This is a genomic window from uncultured Brachyspira sp., from assembly GCF_944390845.1.
GTDB classification, from domain to species: domain Bacteria; phylum Spirochaetota; class Brachyspiria; order Brachyspirales; family Brachyspiraceae; genus Brachyspira; species Brachyspira pulli.
Genome location: NZ_CALXRM010000129.1, coordinates 1 through 3367 on the forward strand (window position 1 = coordinate 1; position 3367 = coordinate 3367).

Consider the following 3367-nt stretch of genomic DNA (forward strand, 5'->3'; position numbering starts at 1 on the left):
ATTTCTAACAATTTAAATTATAAGGAATACCTTCTTTTTTTAAACTAAAAGTGTGCAATATCTATGGCTCTTAAACAAATTTAATAAGTTTTTTAACTTGAAAAAATATTTCATAAATGGTATAATTATATATAATAAAATATTGAAAATTAAATTTAAGGAAATATATATGAGTGCTTTACTTACATTAGCTATAGTAGTTTATTCTATAATATGTGTATTATTAATATTATTGATTATCATACAAGGCGGTAAAGCTGAAGGTTTATTCTCAAATGCTCAATCTAATGTTTTGGGTTCTCAAAGAGGAAACGCTTTAAGTAAGGCTACAACTTTTCTTTCTACTATATTTATAGTAGGTGCTTTGCTTATATCTGTTGCTATAAGTACTCAAAAAACTGCTTTTGAAAGTGTTCCTACTAATACAACAAATAATAACACTCAGCAGCAAACAGCTCCATTAGCAGCACCAACTAATAATACTAATACTCAAGCAACTTCAAATCAGTAAATAAAATATTTAAAAAATAATACTCCTATATAAAAATATCTATGTTTTTATATAGGAGTTTTTTGTATTAAATAAATGTATTCATTTATAGTAAAAATAAAAATATTAGAATTTTATTATGAAATAAGTATTGAATACCTAAATAACTATATTTTGTCAAAATAAATTTTTTAAATTTAAAATATCTGCAGGGCTTTGCCCAGTACCACAGTTATTTTATGACCTAATGAAGTACTGTCAAGTATTGGTATAAGGCACAGCCCGACTTCGGCGAGAACCTATGTCCTCGACAAGCTCGGATACACTTTGCGAAATACTAAATTTGGGATTTAATTTAATAAATTATATTACATGTAAAACAATTTTAGTATGATTTAGTACTAATTCTGTCCTTGCACTTTTTGCAACTTTGACGAAGTCCGCAGAGCGTGTGCGGCGGGAAAAAGTTGCTGTATCCTCGACAAGCTCGGATACGCTTCGCGAAAACGCAATTACTATAACTTTATATTTTAAGAATATGTATCAAATATGGTATAATACCCTGATTTTAGGTTAAAAATGCAGTTCTTCGCGAAGCGTATCCGAGCCTGTCGAGGATATAGGTTCTTTTATACCAATACTTACAGTACTTCCTTCGGTCGTAAAAGAACTTGGGTATTGCGTAAGCACGCAGAGCGGTGGGCAAAGCCCCAGATATAAAAATATAAATTTATTTTTGACAAAATATACTTGTTTAGGTATATACTATATTCCTAATATACATTATTAAAAGTATAGAGTATACTGTAAAATAAAAAGTTATATATTAATTTATCAAATCTTTGAATTTTGAAACATCAAACATTCTTGTTGTTTTGCTTTTTTCGAGTGATGCACGTATTATTAACATATTTGCCTTTGTAAGACTATCATAAACATAATCAGCATCTAAAACTATAGAACTTTTCTTGTCTTCACTGGCTTTGCAGTCCAAATTATCCGGTAAATCATTATCAAATCTGAAAAACATTTTATGCTTTTCAAATACAAAATCGGCACTGTTCCAATCAATAATAACTTCTTTGTATTCTTTATTAAGTTTGATTATTAAATATGTATCTTCACTCCAAGATGATAATTTATAAGCAAGAAGTTTATAAATAGTGCATTCATCGTTTTTTATGATTTCCCAATCATTATTCTTTAGCTGATACACATTAGGATCCATTATATCCTTATCGTCCATAAATAAACCTCCAAACAAATATTATTGATATTTATTATTATTTAGTTATATTTACTTTATACTATATTTTTAATTTAAAGTAAACCTTTTTAAATATATTTTTCTCATTTTGTTTTTGTCTTTATAGCCATAATACACACAAGATATTATATTATTATTTTCCACGCACCAAGGATATCCGCAATCAGTACTTTTCATAGAAGAATCTATTATAATTTCATCATTATCAACTTTGTAATTAATTTTTTCTATATCAAATACATCTTCAACACTGTCAAGCAATATTGCCCTTATGCCGTAAGGTTTTAATCTATATCCATAAGTTAAAAGTAATTTTCCATTATTTAAAATTAAAGGATTCAAAGGATAGCCTTTTATATTTGTGAATATAGGTTTTGAGAAAGTTTTGCCTTTATCATTTGAGAAGCTTATAGATGTAAGTCCGTACTCATTATCTACATGTGTTCTTATGAATGATATAATATTATTTTTATAACTAAGCAGTGAAGGTTCAACATATTCTATTTTAGATTTTTTATCGTTTATCTTTTTAAATTCAGTTTCACATAGAAAAGTTTTTATTTTCCAATTGATTAAATCTTTAGATGAAATAATATAGCATTGATATTTAGGATCTTTTTTATTTGTATTACTTTTATAGGCATATATAGGAGCAAGTATTTCATCAGATATTTTACACATACTTCCTCTAATGGCGAAATTTTTCATTATAGCATTATCTTTACTTATTTTTATAGTATAAGGATTTGAAAAAGTTTTACCATTATCATAGCTAATGCATACACCTATACCGCTAAGCAATGCTATTGTATTATCATATTCTATAAATGTGCTGTCTTTTAATAATTCCTTTTCATTCATAGGGTGGAATGTGTATCTAAAATAGTATGCCAATATAGTTTTTTCATCTACTCTAAAAAGCTGAGCATCTTGTTTGGCAGCATCATCTTCTTCAGCAAATTCAAATATTTTTTCCTGTATATTTTTATTAACAATAGCAAGCATTGATTTACTTAATGAATGCAGATGTGAATAATGTTTCTTTATTCTTGGTGCAATTCTAAAACTTACTAATTGTCTTTTATTATCAAGATTTATAATGCTTGGAAATGCCGGATATGAATTATTATCTTCAAATAAAACAGTTTCATCTAATATTTTCATAAAATTAAAAGCCTTAAATTTATGTAATGATTTTCGGCATATACCTAAACAACTATATTTTGTCAAAAATTATTTTTATTATTTTTATTATTTGTTGGGACTAGCCCCACCGCTCTGCGTACTTCGTAACACCCCCACTTTTTTGCGACCGAAGGAAGTACTGCGACTGAAAGGAGTGCCTGTGGTTTGGCACAAAGAACCGAAAAAACTGCATTTTTAGACTATATCCTATATTTAATAGGCATGTTTTTAATATAAAGTTATAAAAGTTGCGTTTTTTGCAACTTTGACGAAGTCCGCAGAGCGTGTGCGACAAAAAAGTTGATAATTCTATATAAAGTGCATCGATTGACAGACTTAAGAATTTTTAGTATATACCTAAACAAATATATTTTGTCAATTTTCAAACAGATGAAAGTTCTCTGCTAATACTATTGATAATTCAC

Annotated in this window: 3 protein-coding genes; 1 reads left to right on the forward strand and 2 read right to left on the reverse strand. The window is 27.6% G+C overall.

The genetic code is table 11. The features are described from left to right. Positions 1–169 precede the first annotated feature (169 nt). The gene (secG, locus tag Q0K52_RS14670) at positions 170–511 is read left to right on the forward strand and encodes a preprotein translocase subunit SecG (protein ID WP_297300627.1); all 342 of its coding nucleotides are present in this window, start codon (positions 170–172) and stop codon (positions 509–511) included. Positions 512–1316: 805 nt separating this feature from the next. Here the strand turns inward: secG and Q0K52_RS14675 are convergent. Together Q0K52_RS14675 and Q0K52_RS14680 are read right to left on the reverse strand one after the other, a co-directional pair. After that, positions 1317–1736 (reverse strand): hypothetical protein, encoded by a 420-nt coding sequence (locus tag Q0K52_RS14675; RefSeq protein WP_297300628.1) that lies wholly within the window; start codon positions 1734–1736, stop codon positions 1317–1319. Positions 1737–1805: 69 nt separating this feature from the next. Continuing rightward, positions 1806–2921, reverse strand: coding sequence for a sialidase family protein (locus tag Q0K52_RS14680; RefSeq protein WP_297300629.1), 1116 nt, complete (start codon positions 2919–2921; stop codon positions 1806–1808). Between the last annotated feature and the right edge of the window lie 446 nt (positions 2922–3367).

What these genes read in the sequence shown, in the direction of transcription:
- secG (WP_297300627.1), top strand. Translation starts at nt 170, where the DNA reads ATGAGTGCTTTACTTACATTAGCTATAGTAGTTTATTCTATAATATGT.
- Q0K52_RS14675 (WP_297300628.1), bottom strand. Translation starts at nt 1,736, where the DNA reads ATGGACGATAAGGATATAATGGATCCTAATGTGTATCAGCTAAAGAAT.
- Q0K52_RS14680 (WP_297300629.1), bottom strand. Translation starts at nt 2,921, where the DNA reads ATGAAAATATTAGATGAAACTGTTTTATTTGAAGATAATAATTCATAT.